At 56.0% G+C, this 16,185-nt stretch carries 11 protein-coding genes; 2 read left to right on the forward strand and 9 right to left on the reverse strand.

The window, feature by feature from the left end; genetic code table 11:
• Positions 1-96: 96 nt before the first annotated feature.
• The 8 genes from BM412_RS19045 to BM412_RS19080 all read right to left on the reverse strand — a co-directional run bounded on the left by BM412_RS19045 (position 97) and on the right by BM412_RS19080 (position 12,332).
• Entirely contained in the window at positions 97-1,062 is a 966-nt protein-coding gene (locus BM412_RS19045) for a carbohydrate ABC transporter permease (protein WP_091221822.1), read from the reverse strand.
• A gap of 17 nt (positions 1,063-1,079) precedes the next feature.
• Positions 1,080-1,952 (reverse strand): carbohydrate ABC transporter permease, encoded by an 873-nt coding sequence (locus BM412_RS19050; RefSeq protein ID WP_091222935.1) that lies wholly within the window; start codon positions 1,950-1,952, stop codon positions 1,080-1,082.
• A complete protein-coding gene (locus BM412_RS19055) occupies positions 1,952-4,231 on the reverse strand; it encodes a DUF5696 domain-containing protein (RefSeq protein ID WP_091221825.1) in 2,280 nt (759 codons plus the stop codon). Before BM412_RS19055 ends, BM412_RS19050 begins: the two co-directional genes overlap by 1 nt.
• Positions 4,228-6,396 carry an SMP-30/gluconolactonase/LRE family protein gene (locus tag BM412_RS19060; protein WP_256256448.1) on the reverse strand — a complete coding sequence of 723 codons (2,169 nt, stop codon included), beginning with the start codon at positions 6,394-6,396 and terminating at the stop codon, positions 4,228-4,230. Before BM412_RS19060 ends, BM412_RS19055 begins: the two co-directional genes overlap by 4 nt.
• A gap of 17 nt (positions 6,397-6,413) precedes the next feature.
• Positions 6,414-7,262: a carbohydrate ABC transporter permease gene (locus BM412_RS19065; protein WP_091221831.1), complete on the reverse strand. Its 849-nt coding sequence runs from the start codon at positions 7,260-7,262 to the stop codon at positions 6,414-6,416.
• A 2-nt stretch (positions 7,263-7,264) separates the two neighbouring features.
• Positions 7,265-8,107, reverse strand: coding sequence for a carbohydrate ABC transporter permease (locus BM412_RS19070; protein ID WP_091222937.1), 843 nt, complete (start codon positions 8,105-8,107; stop codon positions 7,265-7,267).
• A 115-nt stretch (positions 8,108-8,222) separates the two neighbouring features.
• The gene (locus BM412_RS19075) at positions 8,223-11,201 is read right to left on the reverse strand and encodes an extracellular solute-binding protein (RefSeq protein WP_091221833.1); all 2,979 of its coding nucleotides are present in this window, start codon (positions 11,199-11,201) and stop codon (positions 8,223-8,225) included.
• 21 nt (positions 11,202-11,222) lie between these two features.
• A complete protein-coding gene (locus tag BM412_RS19080) occupies positions 11,223-12,332 on the reverse strand; it encodes an ABC transporter ATP-binding protein (RefSeq protein ID WP_091221835.1) in 1,110 nt (369 codons plus the stop codon).
• A 390-nt stretch (positions 12,333-12,722) separates the two neighbouring features.
• On the opposite strand from BM412_RS19080, the gene BM412_RS19085 reads away from it, so the two are divergent.
• Entirely contained in the window at positions 12,723-14,075 is a 1,353-nt protein-coding gene (locus tag BM412_RS19085; protein WP_091221838.1) for an LLM class flavin-dependent oxidoreductase, read from the forward strand.
• Positions 14,076-14,112: 37 nt separating this feature from the next.
• Positions 14,113-15,327, forward strand: coding sequence for an LLM class flavin-dependent oxidoreductase (locus BM412_RS19090; protein ID WP_091221840.1), 1,215 nt, complete (start codon positions 14,113-14,115; stop codon positions 15,325-15,327).
• Positions 15,328-15,385: 58 nt separating this feature from the next.
• Here BM412_RS19090 and nfsA read toward each other — a convergent pair whose 3' ends face one another.
• On the reverse strand, positions 15,386-16,135 hold the full coding sequence (gene nfsA, locus BM412_RS19095) for an oxygen-insensitive NADPH nitroreductase (RefSeq protein ID WP_091221842.1): 750 nt from the start codon (positions 16,133-16,135) through the stop codon (positions 15,386-15,388).
• Between the last annotated feature and the right edge of the window lie 50 nt (positions 16,136-16,185).

Genomic DNA, 16,185 nt, shown 5'->3' on the forward strand with positions numbered 1-16,185 from the left:
GACACGGCCAACCTAAGTGGGCTTCCGGAACAGCGCTGTTGACGACACATGCCGATCACCTCCTTATAACTTGCCTGGCCGGCTGCTCGTGCGCCGTTATTCGACCAGTCCCGTTCGTTCTACCCCTTCGATAAACCAGCGCTGCGCGAAGAAATAGACGATGAGCAGCGGAAACACAATTAAGAACGAAGCCGCCATTTTAATAGACTCCTCGTAGACCGACATCTCGCCTGCTCCCGCAGCCCGCGCCATCTCCGCCGCCATTCTCGCCAGCGTGATGGACAACGGCACGTTCTCGGCCGTGAACATGAAGATCGACGGCAAGTAGAAATCATTCCAGTTCCAAACGAAAGAGAACAGAACGACAACGACGATCGCGGATTTGGACAGCGGGAACATGACGCGGAAGAACAGCCTGAACGCGCCGGCCCCGTCCATCCTCGCTGCTTCGTCCAGCTCCTTGGGCAGCGTGGAATAGAAGGAACGGTAAATGATGACGAACAACGCTCCCTTCAAGCCATGCCCGAAAATAGCGGGGATGACCATGGGCAGCACGGTGTCCAGCCAGCCGAAGTTCTTGAACATCATGATCGTCGGCAGAATGATGACTTGCGGCGGCATGATGAACGTGAACAGCAGCATCGCCATCCAGAAGCGCTTGAACGGAAAGTCAAGCCGGGCAAAGGCATAACCGGCCACCGCGCAGGAGAAAACCTGCAGCACCGAAACCGCGCCGGCGAGCGATACGCTGATCGCCAAGCTTTTCGTATAGTCGAGCAGCCGCATCGCTTCCCGAATATGGCCAAGGAAGATGCTCTTCGGCACCCAGATAACCGTCGGGTCGAGAATGTTCCGGGCATCCTTCACCATGGTCGTGACCATGTACAGAATCGGTTTCATATAGATGAAGGCAACGTTAATCAAGATGACGTACATGACGGTCTTGAACAGGAGGCCTTTATCGATTTCGCCTCCGATCAGCCGGAACCGGACGAATGCCGCGATCCGGTCAATCACAGCGGATGGCGCGCGCCTTGCTCGTTCGATTATGATTTTGGCCATTGGCGAATCGCCTCCTTTTATTGACTCGTGCTGCCCGAGAGCGCCTTATCCACCCTGCTGTAGAGCAGCAGCGTCAAACCGACGAACAGCAAGATAATGGTGAAATAAATCCAGGCCAGCGCGCTGGAGCTGCCATAATTGGCCGTATTCACCTTGCTGATGATCGGGTTGGACGGGAAAGTGAACAAATCGACGACCGTGTACATCAGATTCAGGAAAATGTAGGGAACGAGTCCCGGCAGCGTGATTTTCCAGAAGGTGTTCCATGGCCCGGAACCGTCAATGCGGGAAGCCTCGTACATCGACGGCGGCAGCGTCTGGCGCCCCGCAAGGAAGATCAGAATCTGAACGCCCGAATACCAGAGCACCAGCACGAATGAGCTCATGACGGTCTGGATCGGATCCGCCCATGACGCGGGAACGTATTCTCTCAAGTATTCTTCGATATGCAGCGACTGCAGGACGCTAAGCGAACCTTCCCCTTGATTAATAAATTCCTGGACGATTTGTCCGGACGAGAAAATGACGGGAAGAAAGAAAATGACGCGAAACAGCGTGCGGCCCGGAAATTTCAAGTTGAGCAGAATCGCCACCAGCAGCGAGAAGACGAGAATGATCGGAATCATCATGATCGACTCGCGCAGGAACGGGATGAGATCCTCGTAAAGCAGGCTCCCGTTCGAAACCAAAATTTCTTTGTAATTGCGGAAGCCGAGAAAGGTATAGACGACCGAATCGACGGTAATTCGAACCTGGTGGAAGCTCATGTACAAGGAATAACCGAGCGGAAACGCGACGAAAGCGAGAAAGCCGAATATCCAAGGGGCGATGAAAATCGAGCCTTCGATTTTACGGATCGTCGATGCGTGCAGCCTGGCCTTTCGAATCATCATGGACCCAACCCTCCCTTGACTACGGCAAAATCCTGCGCAGGCACGCGAAGCTCGCCTTGCGCGTACGCGCTCGCTCCATAATTGACGATTACGCGCTGTCCGCCTTCGTAAGTCGTTTCCTTCACGTCCTCCGAGATGGAGCGATGACCTATGATTCGCTTATCCTGTACATCGCGCAGCGCCTCGTTCGCCCTCGCGTATTCCTCCGACAGACTGTCCAGCCAATCCCGGTAATTCAGGCTGTAATACCAGATCGAATACGCATGCCGCAGTTTATCGGACGGAGCCGCGGCGAAGACGTACGTCGGATACGCCCCGTATTCGATGCCGCGCAGAAACTCGGTCCGCGATTCCTGTCTCACGTTCGCCCACTCGGACGTGTACGTTACAGCACCGTGGAGCACGATCTGCGTAAATGGAACCACCTCATCGACAAACACGTCGAAGGAGTAACTATCCGCGAGGCGGGGGATGTGCTTCAGCCCCTCCCATACGTAGGCGTTGGCATTAACGGCCGAGACGGAACCGAGCGTTTCCTTCGCCTGCTTGAAAATATCGCGCTGAATGCCGATCCCGTCTGCGCGGCTTGCCGCATAGCGGCCGTTGAAATCGGTGTTCAGCTGATACCCGATCCCGCCGCCGTCGAACACGATGCCGTCCGCGCCAAGCTTCTTGTACTCGCTTAGGTCCGAGGCGATGACCTTGCTGTAAAACCGCGGACTCACGAGCCAGGTATCCTCTCTAGCGGACAGCGTGTTGCCCGAGAGATCGCGCTGGCCATCCCTTCTATACCAGAAGCCGTCGTCCCCGTTATTGTTGATCGTATAATTGGCCGTTAAATAAACGGGGATGTCCAGCGTATGGGCATAATCGATAAATGCTCTCATGCCTTTGCTGCCGCCGAGTTTCGACTCCGCGGGAAAGTAACCGCCATGCGTGCTGTACCCATCCTGCTGCCAGCCGCTGTACTGCACGACCAAGTCATGAACGCCCCGGTCATAAATGCTTGCAACCAGCTCCTTCGCTTCCTTCGTCGTCGTGGCGGTCAAATAGGAATCGAAGAGCAAGCCCTGTTCGATGTCGCCGCCGACGATATCCATGTAGAGCGGAATATCCTTCTTCGGCTCCGAAATCGGATGAAGCGCGCCGCCCGCCGTCAAGTAATCGCGATATTTGGCCGCCATGCCCACGTAATCGCTCTGATCCGGCGGCAGCAAGTAATAGCGGACGGTACGGCGAGGAGCTTCGAACCGCTGCTCGCTGTACGTGAAGAAACCCGCGTCCGTGCTCTTGCTGACGCTTTGGAAGAAGCGTTTGCGGTACTGCCATTCGGCCGTCACCCAGTTCGACAGACCAATCGAGCCGGAGGGAGCCGCGAACACGTTGGCATATTCGGCCCCTTCGGTGATGACGGCCGCGAATGCCTGGTCGCCGGACTTCAGGCCGAATACCGGGATCGACAGCCGCTGGCGGTTCGGCTGATCGAAATAGAAGGAACCGTCATATCCGTAAACCGGTTGATTGAACGTGAGCTGCGGGAGGACGCGGTCGGTCTTGAACCGGATCAGCGCGCCTGAGCCGTCCGGCACGAAGATGTAGCCGTCCTGACCTTGGGAGAACTGCCCCCCGAACAACGGGTAAAGCTTGGCGTTCAGGAGGCTGAACTTACCGGCTTCCACGATTTGCTCGTCGCGGATGGTTGTCTCGACGCTATCCTCTTTCAGCGTCACCTCGACCGGAATTTTAATAGAGCCTTTAGACAATACAAACGTGACGGCAAAGCCGTTCTCCGTCGCCTTGAAATCTTCAACGTAACCGCCTTCATCAACTAAGCCGACCGTTCTTGACGCCGACTTGTAGTTGGATAAATCCATGTATTCCACGATGACGGGCGAAAGCAAATTATTTTTCCATGCTCCGCCGATCGTCTCGTTCGGCCACTGGGCAGGATCGGGATACGAGAACCAAACCTTGCCGGTTTGTTTGCTCACGACCCGGAAGTGCCCGGTTTCCTTGTCGGCAGAAAGCGTCAAGTTCACGTTCTCGGCTATTTGACGAAACCTGCCGTCAGCCGGAAGCTCCGATTTAAATGGGGCGGTACCCGCCTTGGGCTTGAAGGAGGCTGCCGCAGCGGAATTGTCGCTCTCGGCTGCTGCTGCCGTTCCTTCCGAAGCGGCGTCTTCCCGCGTATGGAATTGAAGAGCAAGCCCTGCCAGGACGGCAACGATCACGATGCCCGTTATAAGGAAGGAAAGCCTTAGTCTGCTGCCGGTCATCGGATGATCACCTCCTGATAGATGGAATAAATAAAGTTAATCAATTCCCCGCTCAAGCTGAAGAAAATAAAGATCAGCGTCGCGATGATGGCCAGCGCCAGCAAAGTAAACACGATGTTCAGGATGGCTTCCCCGACGCTGTAGTTGTGAATCCCTTGCACCATCCAGAAAAATTGCAAGAACGTCCACGCGTACATCGCCAGCTCGAGAAACCCGAAGATCGACGCCTCGCTTAGCGTGAAACCATGAGAGATTATTGTTAGGGGTATACCGATCGAAATAATCGGAAATAAGGCGTAGGAACTCCCATAAAACACATCCCGCAGCCGTCCTTCCCCGCGCATCAGGGAGCTGACCAAGTAATTCGCTACCACCCACCCGAGCCAAAGCGCGGCAAACTGGACCAAGATCGGCCCCAGCTTAACGCCGAGATAAATTTTCGGATTAAAGATGAAGCTCGTTTGTGAGCTGATGACGCCTGCAGATACGATCGAGAGCGCAAGCATGAGCAAGCTGCTCGCAAGCCCTGCGCCGCTCTGGTATCGGATCGCATGGTACCCTTCGATCGGATGCCTGACAAGTGTCCGCACATGCCGAAGCTGTGCATACAACCTGCTCTGCGGGCGAAGCAGCCCGGAGCTCGCTGCGGCCCAACCATATTTACGCGACAGCCTTACGGCAGCGAAACCGAGTATCCCCGCCGCTGCAATGACATTCATCAGAAACCCGAAATGCTCCTGGAACCAGAAGAGGCGGTTCTGCCAAAAGGAGTCCGAATAGCCTTTGTTCACGCCTGCTTTCAGAAACAGGTCTTCCGCCAGCTCGAACTGCTCCTTCTTGAATGCTGACTTCGCAAGCCCGATCAAGGCCGGCGTATAGTAGGCATTCTGGCGGTAAACCTCGGCCCAGAGCGGCTCGCTTTCCTCGTAGCGGCCGTCTTGTGTAAGCCTGTTCGCCTGATGGACCAGAGAACCGTATTCGGTCAGCCGTAACCGCTGAATAAGGCTGTTGACGCTGTCCAGCACCAATAAATCCCCCGTCGAAGTCGTCGCGATCGAGGCCGGCGTCTTGACGAGCCCGAGCTTCGTCGTTCCCTCGATTTCGTCGCTGCCCCAGAAGAAGAGCAGGTTTCCGTCGGCATCATACTGGCTGATGGCATTATAGAGCGAATCGATGACCGTAAAGTTTCCGTCCGCATCGACGCTGATATCCTGCAGCTGCGGCTCGGCTTTCCGGTGCGCCCACCAGGCAGTCTCGCCGAACGACTTGTTGCCTGAAGCCGGCGTAAATTCGCCGCCTCCTTCCAGCTGATCCAATCCGGCGATATTGAATTTCTTCACTTGCTCATTGTCGATTTCCTTGGTTACCGTATAGATGAAACCGCTCGGATCGATCGCCGCGTTCACGATTGCCCCGGGCAGCTTGCTTAGCTCCCTGCTATACATTTCCCTCGTATAGAACGCCCGTTTAAACGAATCGAACAGCGAGAACTTCACTTTATTGGAGCCGAAGAAGCTTTGATAACGGCCTTCCGGGTCGAGCTGGAGCAACCCCTGGAACGCGCCTAACGTCGTGATATAGAGAAAACCGCGTTTATCGACGACCAGCTTCGTCGGCTCGTACTTGAACGACTCCGGCAAGTATCGCGAATCCGGCCGTTTGTACTCGCGCAGGAGCTTTCCTTGCCCATCCAACCTGACGACCCTCTGGTTGCCGGTATCCGCCACGTAAATATCGCCGTTCTGATCCACGAACAGACCGTTCGGGCTGCTGAGCGGACTTTCTTTGACCTCGATGAAACGAACCAATCGCCCCTGTTCATCCAGATGCACGATCCGGTTATTTCCCGTATCCGCGATATAGATATGATCTCTGCCGTCAACGAACAGATCCTGCGGTTGATTGAGCGTGCCGATCGGCGCTTCGCCGGCCGCCGCGGTTTGGACGGCCGCTTTCTGAGGAGCTGCCTTGTCTGCGCCGATATCCGGCCCGAGCATCCCCTCCGGCTGATAGGCGTTCTGAATTTGCACGAGCTGCCCGTACCCGTCCTTATAGAACGTTTGGTACGGGGAATATGCGCTTGCCGCGGGCGGAAACAGCGACACCGCCAGAAGTGCGACAAGCATGATCATCGTTGTTGTACTCCAATGCCATCGCCTGCTCAATGATGCGCCCTCCCTCCTCATTTGATTCCCGAATGCGCCATCGTATCGATGACCTTCCGCTGCAGGATGATGAAGAACAATAAGTTCGGCACCAGAATGATTAATGCCGCGACCGCCGCCGCCCCTTGCCTGGCGACGTTGTTCGCCAAATTGTTCGTCAGCGTGGAGAGGAAGAACGGGAATGTCTTCATGTCGTCGTCCTGCATAAAGAACGTCGAGGTCTCCAGGTTGCTCCATGAATTCTGAAACGACAGGATGGCGACCGTCGCGACGGCCGGCATGCAGACAGGAATTACGATTTTCAAGAACAAGCCGAACTCCGTCGACCCGTCGATGCGCGCGGCTTCCAGAAGCGCCGACGGAATTTGGTCCATAAACTGTTTGAGCAGAAAGACCCCGACCGGCAGCGCCACCATCGGCAGCACATGCCCCAGATACGTGTTCATCAGTCCCAACTGGCTGACCACCAAGTAGCGCGGGATCTGGACGACCTCTGGCGCGAACATGAGCATGAGCACGATGGACGAGAACACCAATCTTTTGCCCGGAAATTCATGCTTGGCGAGCGCATAGGCGCATAAGGAGCTGACGACCGTTACCGACACGATGGTCACGGCCGTAATCAGGAAGCTGTTGAACAAGTAACGGGAAAGCGGAATGATCGAATTCGACGTGACCCACATCAGCTCGATGAAGTTCTGAACCGTCGGCTCCTTGACGAAGAAGTTCGGTGGATAGACGAACAGCTCGTGATACGGCTTGAACGCATGATTAAAGATATAAATGATTGGAATCAGCATGAACGCCGCGAAGGCGGCCATGGCCAGATGAAACGCGATTCTCGATACGGAGAATGATTTCAGCATGATTACTCCTCCTTGCTTCCGAACAATCCCCAAGCGAGCTTATTGGATGCGTACATGAGCAGCAGGAGAAAGACCGAAATCGCCGCCGCATAGCCCATCTCGAAACGGATAAAGCCGAAATCCTGAATATGGTTGACGATCAAATGCCCGGCGTATTCCGGCGTCGGGTTTTTGCCCGACAGCTCCACCCCGATCGCTCCCGTCTTGAAGGTCGTGACGATCGCCATGACGGCGCCGAACAGCATCTGAGGCTTCATCGAAGGAATCGTGATATACCAGATTTCCTGCAGCTTGCTTCGGATGCCGTCGATACGACCGGCCTCGTACAGAATGGGGTCAATGTTCAATATGCCTGCCAGCATCGCCAGAAAACCGACGCCCATGCTCGACCATAACGACACGGCGATCATCGAATTCATGAGCAGCGCGGGGTCGGTCACCCACAGCTTCGGCACGTCGATTAAGCCTTGCCTGAGCAGAAAGCTGTTTAGGTAACCGATCCGATCCCCGGACAGCAGCGGCAGCCAAATGACCGTCATCGCGATTCCGATCGTGAGCGAAGGCGTGTAGACTGCCAAGGCGATCCACTTGCGGATGTTTTTGCCCAAGAGCGAGATGAGCCAGGCGACGATGAACCCCGCGATATAACCGCCCGGCCCTACGATGATCGCGAATTTGAACGTATTCGGAAGCGCGTATTTCAAAAACAGCAGATCCTGCGAGATCAAATATTGAAAATTGCTCCATCCGATAAACCGAGGCGGCTCGACCGCGTTGTAATACGTAAAGCTCAGGCCGATGGCGATGACGACCGGCACGACGATGAAGGCGCCGAAGATCAGCATGAATGGAGCGATGAACAAATACGACGTCCGGGCGGACCACAGCTTGCTCAGGATGACGTTCGTCTCCTTCTCACGGCTTGCCGTTACCCGGTATGCCGTCCGATAGGACAATAATCTACTTAACATAGCGGTCGATCCCTTCCCATGGTTTGTCGACATTCGGCAGCTTGAACGGCTTCAGCCGCTTGCCGTCGGCATCGATGAAACCGAATTCCTCCTGCTTCCTGCGGAGCTCCCGGTTGATGTCGCGCACGGCTTGCTCCAGCGAAGCCCGGTAGTTCATCTTGCCGATAACCGACCGGTTCCAGGCATTATTCGCTTCCCGTTCCAGGTAATAGCCCCCGGGAACGTTCGGAATATCTTTGTACCATCTCCATTGCTCCAAGATCACTTCGGCGTCCTCCCGTTTCCAAGGCAAGCGGCTGAATGCCTGCACGTTCGACGTATTCCAGCGAAACGCGACGCCGTTAATGGCTTCAAGGTCGGCTCCGTATTGCTGCTGAACGTCGGCGGACAACCACCACTGCAGAAACTTCCACGCCTGCTCCTTCTTCGCCGACCGCTTGAATATGACGTCGGTGCGCTGTCCGCCCCCCGCCCAGCGGGAGATCGTACCGTCCGCTTGTTCGACGCCCGGTATTTCGGCAATCTTCCAACGGTCGTTCAGCTCCGGCGCAGCCGCCGCGAGCTGCACGTACATGTTGTAATCCGAGATGCCGATCGGCATCGTGCCGTCGCGGAAATGCTGATAGAAGCTCGGCACTTCCTTCTCGATCGCATACGTATTGAACAGATCCGTCCATTGCTTGAACGCCTTGAACGCGTCCGGATTGTCCAGCGCGGTCTTCAATCCGTCCGGTTCGTAGAAATCGATGCCGTTCTGGTAGAAATATTGCGAGAATTGCATTGGATTGATATAAAAGTTCATATAATTCTGCTGCAGCGTCGGCAGGATATCGTAGACCTCTTCCCACGTCTGCGGAACCGCGATGCCGAGCTTGTTCAGAATATCCTCCCGGTAGAACAGCACCTGGAACGATTGCGTTTCCGGCGTGCCGTAATGCCCGCCGTTATAGTTGAGCGGGAGCCAGGAACCGGGACTGAATTGTTCGTAAAGCTTGTCGAACCCTTCGAATTCGGATAGGTTCGCAAGGCTTCCCCGAATGGCGAGATCGACCGGCAAATCCTGCGTTAATCCGAGCGCGAGATCAGGCTGAACGTCGGCGGCATTGGACATGAGCAGCAGCTCGGGATTCGCGAGCAAATTGACCTTCACCTCGATGCCGGTTTCCGGCGTGAACGATTCGTCTGCCAGCTGCTGCAGCTGGTCGACGTAGTCGCGTCCGCGCTGGACCCAGATATTCAGCTTCTTCTCGTCGAGCTTCGTAATGCTGTCCCTGCTATCGAATGAGTAAGTGAAATTTTGGATGCCGCCCCACAGTCTGTTCCATAGAGACGCCTTCATATCGGGAAAGTCAGCCCCGATCGGGGCCACGTAGACTTCGTCGAGCTGGAGCGACTGCTTCAGCAGCGTCTCGATGAACAGGTTCAGCTTCTCCCGGATCGACGCGATTTCCGCGACGTTATACGGAATTTCCTCCGGCTTCTTGAGCAGCGAACGGATGTCCTTGGCTGCCGTGTCCATTCCCTGGCTTACGGAATCTTTGTTTCCGTTGATCCGCACGCTCGTCTGCGACAGCAGCTCCAACCGATCCGCGATGCGCTGCAGCTTATCCGGCATCTCCGGATAATCCCGTTCCATGATCCAGGTTCGGTTGCGGTCCACGACCGCTCCCGTCAAGGCCCGCAATTCCCAATCGACCGCATCGAGCTCTTGCGACACCGATTTGATTGCGGCAATGACCGGTTCGACGGGGGCATGAGTGACGGCCAGCGAAATCGTATGCTTCCCTGTATCCAGGAAGACTTCGTAAGGGCTGCCGTCTGCTTCTTCCAGCACCTGTCCCTGCCAGCTTGGCGAATAAGGAAATTCGTAAGCCTGAAACTCCCGGAACGGAACTTTGCCGTCGACGCGAACGGTCCGAAACGACGTTTTCTGCGAAACGACGTTCTGCAGCACGCGGAAAGCGAATTTGTACCGTCCGCTCTCGGATACCTCGAAGTCCCACGTGATTTCTTGGTTCTGCTCGACCCACCTTGCGCCGCCGACCGTATTGTACGTAATCCGGCCCTTGGCTCTTGGCACGCTGCGCGGATTGCGGTCCGAGAATAATTTGATGGCCGTATCGTTCTTATAGGCAAAATCTTCGGCTTGGATCGTAATCGGTTCCTCGCCTTTAGCCTCGCTTGCCGGATAACCGGCGGAGACTTCCTCGTAACCGGCCGGCGTTTCGCTTGGCGCCAGTTCGATGCGCTCGAGCGCCAGCGGCTCATAGCCCGAGAACCGGATCGTATGGGCTCCCTCAGGCAAATACCATTGCAGCGGTCCGGCGTAAGCACCTGCCGAATCGACCAGCGGCTTGACGCTCCAGGCGGAAATGTCCTTCGATCTCGGACGGATTTGATCGCCGTCGCCGTTCTTCAAGATCGGCCGGACATCCTGCCAGGTACGGTACAGCGCAACGGATGAGGCTTCCGCGAACGGCCGTTTGCCGTCGATCTTCACTTCCCACAGAATCGGAGCCGTTCTGCCGTCGTCGGTAAACGGCTTGTAGGAAAGGCGAATTTCGTACAACCCCGCCTCCGGGACGACCGTCTTGAATTCAGCCCATTCCTTGTCCGGAGAGTCCCAGCGCAGTACACCTGCCTTGCCGCCGTATTCGCCGGTCGAGAGCCTTTCGGCATTTGAAACCGTCTGCGGGCTTCCCGCGTCAACGGTGACGACGGTCTTCGCGCTTGGGACTCCTTCGCTTTTCCAGGCGATTAAAGCCTGGGCATACGTAAGTTCTCCCTCTGCGGGGCCGGTGCCGGCAGGCGGCGGGGTATTCAAGGCATCATCCACATTAGCCGCCGCCGCAACCGCATCCCTGCCGTTCGGACTGCTGAAATGCAGCACAGCCTGAACGGAGAATACCAGCAAGCCGGCAGCCAGCACGACTGCCCCCGCCTTCCTCCATAATCGTGTTTTCAACATGCTCTCCCCTTCCGGCGTGGTTTAGGATGAAAACCGCTCGCCGGTTTCCTGATGAAAGAACAGCATCTTCAACGTGTCGAGTCCCAGTCTTACCGTTTCGTTCGCTTCGAAATGAACCGACGGACTGACGCGCGCGATGAGTAAATTGTCCTGCCCGATATCCAGGTAGAGATAGCGGTCGGCGCCCATCAGCTCGGCGAAGCGATAGGTGCCCGTGATGACGGCTTCCGAGAAAAGCGCTTCGAGGCTGATGTTTTCGGGCCTTATGCCGAGGATGACTTGTTTATCGATTTGCTTGTGCGCCCGAAGCGCTGCCGCGTTGTCGCCGTGAATCGGAAGCTTGAACCGAGAGGTATGAAATTCGAGCACGCCAAGCGCATTCTCTTCGATTTTGCCCCGAATGAAATTGATCTGAGGCGATCCGATGAACCCGGCAACGAACGTATTGGCCGGGTACGAATAAATCTGCTCGGGCGTGTCGATCTGATGAATGATGCCGTCGCGCATGACGACGACCCGGTCGGCCATCGTCATCGCCTCGACCTGGTCATGGGTCACGTAGATGAACGTGCTGCCCAGCTCCTGATGGAGTTTAATGATTTCCATCCTCATGGACACCCTCAACTTGGCATCCAGATTGGAGAGAGGTTCATCCATGAGAAACAGCTTGGGGTTGCGGACGATCGCCCGGCCGAGGGCGACGCGCTGGCGCTGTCCCCCCGACAGCTGTCGCGGTTTGCGGTTCAGATAAGGCTCGATCTCCAGAATGCGGGAGGCTTTCTTCACGGCCAGATCGATTTCGTGCTTTGGCAGCTTTCGCATCCGAAGTCCGAACGCGATATTCTCATAGACGCTTAAGTTCGGATACAGCGCGTAATTCTGGAACACCATCGAGATGTCGCGGTCCTTCGGCGGCAGATGGTTGACCACCTGGCCGTCGATGATGATTTCGCCCTCCGAAATATCTTCCAAACCGGCAATCATGCGCAGCGTCGTTGACTTGCCGCAGCCGGACGGACCGACGAATACGATGAATTCCTTATCTCGGATCGTCATATGAAAGTCCTTCACGACCGGATGTTTATCTTTACCATAGCGCTTATAAAGATGATTAATCTGCAAGCCCGCCATTCCTATCCCCCTATCCTCGTTCCCGTATCCCAAATAAAAAAAGGAGATATCCGGCTGGTTTCATAAAGAAACCTGAGCAGATATCTCCGAGTGTACGGTCGATTATTTGGCTGAAATCGCTATAACCAATAAATCCGATGAATTTTATATGCTTTCGTTCAACTTGGGTCTTACTATAACAACGGCTCCTAGATATTGTCAACCTCAATGGCTGAAACTTTGAAAAAAAATAGACATTGACGATTGGCACATGATCCTATAGTATTTCGAGTAAAACGATGGGATTACCCAGTGTTAGAGACCGGACAACCGGATCCATGGCTATTTAGCGTGGATCCGGTTTTTTTATGTCCTTCTCGGCAGCGGGCCCGGAAATCTGAGGTGATTAGTTTGGGAGCTAACAAGGGAAAGACGAAAAAGCAGGCGCATTTTAACGTATTTATTCGCGGAGCAGGCCATCATGCAGGTGCGTGGAAGCATCAATCCAGCGATCCCAAGGCGGATCTTGGTTTGGAGTATTATGCAGAGCTTGCGAAGATCGCCGAGCGGGGACTGTTCGATTCGTTATTCACGGCGGACAACTACTCCGGACTTGGCAGAAGGCTGGAGCCGTTCACGCTGTTGTCGGCACTTGCGGCGCTGACCAAGCATGTCGGATTCATTGCCACCGTCAGTACGACGTACAACGATCCTTACCATGTCGCCCGCAAGTTCGCGTCGCTCGACCATATTAGTAAAGGCCGCGCCGCATGGAATATCGTAACGGGCCATTCGCAGTCGGATGCCGATAATTTCGGCAAACCCGGCCATCCCGAGCCCGAGACGCGCTACGATATCGGCACGGAGTTCGTCGAAGTGACGAAGCAGCTGTGGGATAGCTGGGAAGAAGACGCGCTGGTCTACGACAGGTCGACCGATGTGACGCTTCATCAGGACAAAGTGCACGAAATCAATTTCACCGGAAAATACTTCAACGTCAAAGGGCCATTGAACATCCCCCGTCCGCCGCAGGGCTATCCGGTGCTCGTTCAAGCCGGCTCGTCAGAGAGCGGCAAGGAGCTGGCCGCCCGTACGGCGGAAGTGATTTTCACGGCCCAACAGACGCTGGGAGCCGCGCAGGAGTTCTATACGGACGTCAAATCCCGGCTGGCCAAGTACGGGAGAACGCCGGATCAGCTGCTCATCATGCCGGGACTCAGCCCAATCGTTGCCGATACGGAAGCCGAAGCCCGCGACCTTGAAGATGAGCTGTTCAATCTGGTCGATTCCGCCAAATCGCTGAAGCGGCTGTCTAATTATTTTACGGTCGACCTCTCCGAGTATCCGCTTGACGCGCCGGTTCCGGTCGATAAATCGAAGCCCTATGGCTTCTCGAACAACGGAATTACAAGCCGTCACGAAGTTGTCATTGACGCTGCCCGCCGCGACAATATGACCATAAGGCAGTTCCTGAGCCGCAGTTATGCCGGGCACGGCCATGTTTCGTTCACCGGTTCGGTCATTCAGGTTGCCGATTTTATCGAGAAATGGTTAGCGGAAGGCGGGGCCGACGGCTTCAACATCTTGCCTCCCCTCTTCCCGTCCGGCCTCGATACTTTCGTCGACAAGGTGGTGCCGGAACTGCAGAACCGCGGATTGTTCCGTACCGCATACGAAGGTACCACGCTTCGCGAGAATCTCGGCCTTGCCCGTCCGGATAACACGCATAAGCAGATATGGGCGCTGAGCAAGGCGGCGAAGTAACCTATTCATTCTCAATTAGGAACGGAGGTTTCAGCGGATGGCAGTCAACCAAGCACCTGAAGTCGAATTCGGCTGGTATATGCCGACAAGGGGCGACGGCCCTTACATTGGCGTCAAATCGGAACGCGTCGTCGATACGCCTTACATGATCCGTGTCGCCCAGGCGGTCGAAAACGCCGGCTACACGTTCGCTCTCATCCCGACCGGCGGCACCTGCAGCGACGCCTGGATTATGGGTGCTACGCTGGCGGCCCATACGCGCGTCTTCAAGCCGCTTGTCGCGATGCGTCCCGGACTAATCGCCCCGGCGCTTGCTGCGCGAATCGGCGCTACGCTCGATGAAGTGACCGGAGGCCGCGCGCTGATCAACATCGTGACCGGCAGTTCGCCGGAGGATATGAAAGCGATGGGCGACCCGCTGGCATACGACAAGGAAGCGCGATACGAACGGACGCTGGAATATATCAAGATCGTTCGCGAACTGTGGGTTCGCTCGCATGGCGCGGAGGGACGACAGTTCCTCGCCGGCGGCAACCTTGCGGCAGGCAACCCGGAAGGCGCTGCGTCAACGTTCGATTTCAACGGGAAACACTTCTCGATTGAAGGCGGCAAGAGTTATCCGCCGCCGGTGCAGCGTCCGCACCCGCCCTTCTATTTCGGCGGAAGCTCGCCGGCCGCGAAGAAGACGGCTGCCGAAATCGCCGACGTCTATCTAATGTGGGCGGAGCCGATCGATTGGATCAAGGAACAGATCGCGGAGGTGGAGCACCATCGCGAGCAGCTGCTTGAGCGCGAAGGCATCAACCGCACGATCCGGTACGGCCTTCGGGCGCAGGTCGTCATTCGCGATACCGAGGAGGAGGCATGGGCCGCAGCGAAGCTGATCATCAGCAAGGTTGACGAGGCGACTCTCGATGCGAATGAAATTCAGTTTGGCGGTTCGCAATCGGAAGGCCAACAACGGCAAAATCAGGTTCGAGCGCTCGCCAAAGCGAACGATTATGTCATCGGGCCGAACTTCTGGGCCGGCCTGTCCGCTATTCGCGGGGGTGGCGCCATGGCTTTCGTAGGCACACCTGATCAGGTCGCGGACCGATTGCTCGAGTATGTCCAAATCGGCATCACCTCCTTCATTCTTTCTGGCTACCCGAATCTGGAGGAAGCGACCATATCCGGGACGAAGCTCATTCCGGCGTTCCGCCGCAAGTTCGCGGAGCTGTTTCAGGCGGATCTGAGCGAAACCGCAAGCTGACAACAAACAGCGCCCATGGAACATGGGCGCTGTCCTTGTCATGGCAGAAGAGCTTCGCTTAAATAAATCGGTAGCCTTGCCCTTCAATAAACCCGTGCAAGTGATGGCGCAGCCGGTCTTTGCGGAAGCGTGACGCCATTTCCTTGGACCAATGCGTATCCTTGCTGCCGCCGGCACGGGATGCGTAATACGCCTTAGTTGTCTCGTCATATTCCTTTATGCTGGATGCGAACACGTCGTCGTCGTAAATTTCTTCGTGGTAAATCGCGGCCACCGGAAGCCGAGGACGAATGTCGGGCTCCTGGTCAGGCACGCCAAGGCACATGCCGAATACCGGATAGACGAGATGCGGAAGCTTCAACAGCTCCGCCGCCCGCTTCGGATCGTTGCGGATGCCGCCGATGTAAACCATGCCAAGTCCGACCGATTCCGCCGCGATCGTCGCGTTCTGCGCCGCAAGCGTGGCGTCGATCGTCGCCAGCAGAAACGTTTCCACGTTCTGCGTCAGCTCTTCGCCTTCATCGTCGTCGTGCAGTCGGACCGCGGTTTGCAGCCGGTTCAAGTCCGCGCACCATACAAGGAACAGCGGCGCCTCCTCGATATGCTTCTGACCGCCGGCAAGCTCGGCGAATTGCCGCTTCGTCTCCTTATTGCGCACGCCGACAACGCTGTACGCTTGGATATTGGATGATGTGGATGCCGCTTGCGCGGAAGCCAGAATGGAGGCGAGCTGCTCCTCCGTCACCGGATCCGGCTTGAATTTGCGAATCGAGCGATGCGCCTGCAAATGCTTAATAATGTCGTTCAACTTATTCCCTCCTCATGAGATAAAAAAACCAGAGATGCACAAAGCGCATT

The sequence above is a fragment of the Paenibacillus sp. BC26 genome (genome assembly GCF_900116125.1).
Taxonomy (GTDB): domain Bacteria; phylum Bacillota; class Bacilli; order Paenibacillales; family Paenibacillaceae; genus Paenibacillus_Z; species Paenibacillus_Z lignilyticus.